This is a genomic window from Pseudoalteromonas sp. SG43-7, assembly GCF_014164295.1.
Lineage (GTDB): Bacteria > Pseudomonadota > Gammaproteobacteria > Enterobacterales > Alteromonadaceae > Pseudoalteromonas > Pseudoalteromonas rhizosphaerae.
Window position 1 is genome coordinate 1 of sequence record NZ_JACJEY010000149.1, and the last position, 1,111, is coordinate 1,111.

The window sequence follows — 1,111 nt, forward strand, 5'->3', positions numbered from 1 at the left end:
GTGATCTAAATCCACCGTTAGCTAATTAAAATAAAGGTCAAAATAGACAGTCCAATGGCGCGACGACAGGTTTTTCTTGAAGGAATGGCAAACAACGTGGTTTTATAGAGCCGCTTTACTGAGGTAAAAAGCGAAATTTTACGGTCAACAAAGGCATGAAAAAACTGATCTTACAGGTTCAAACGAAAGTAAACTCCCAATACAACTATATTGCTTAGTTCATAATATAGAAAAGCTGCAAACAGGCTGCACTAAAACCACTTAAGCCGTAATATAGCCAGTAAACCAACTGGAATACCCGCCAAAACGCCCCTTAAAGCAACAGTAAACCCTCTTTTTCATATTTTACGTAAAATCGAAGTAACCGATTGAATCAAAATAGGAACTCGGCTATGGTTAATGCATCAATAAAAATAAATTAAAAACGAGTTATTCTACAGCCTCGTTAGGGTTACTTGGAGATTTAGTGGAAAATTTAAAGGTGAAGCTCATCGAATTAGAAGAGCATTTATTTAAGGCTGAGACTAGGGCTTCATACGGCGAATTGGATGAACTAATTGCGGATGAATTCACTGAAATTGGTGGTTCTGGAGTTCGATTTGGAAAAAAAGAAGCTCTGGAGCGTCTGCCATCAGAAGTACCTCCTAAGATCAGTGCATCTGAATATGAATTGAGACATTTAGCGCCAAAATGTGCCCAGTTACTTTATAAAGCTGTAATGGTAAAAGGTGGTGAGACAACCGCTATTTACTCATTACGATGTTCAATATGGTCTCTGATAAATGGGAGGTGGCAAATGATCTTCCATCAGGGCACTTTATGTAAAGCATTTGAGTAGTAACCCTAATAATGCCATTAATTACGCTCCCGACGCTCCTACCGTCTCGCGGCTTATGGCGGCGTTGAGGCTGTAGAATTACTCTTTTTAGGAACTGGTTCTACACAATTGACTTGATTGTTTTTTTGACCTTGAACCCACAGGGTTACTGTGATCTAATAGATATTATTCACCCACGGTAAATTGTTATGGCCAACTACAAGCCAGACTTATCCTGCCAAAATAAATTCATTCCAATCAATTTTGCTGAGCAAATATTGCCAGGTACATTTG

1 protein-coding gene is annotated in these 1,111 nt (G+C 38.8%); it reads left to right on the top strand.

Annotation, left to right across the window (positions count from 1 at the left end; translation table 11 throughout):
• The first annotated feature begins 466 nt into the window (after positions 1-466).
• Positions 467-838 (top strand): DUF4440 domain-containing protein, encoded by a 372-nt coding sequence (locus tag H5200_RS23185; RefSeq protein WP_182762844.1) that lies wholly within the window; start codon positions 467-469, stop codon positions 836-838.
• The last annotated feature ends 273 nt before the right edge of the window (positions 839-1,111 follow it).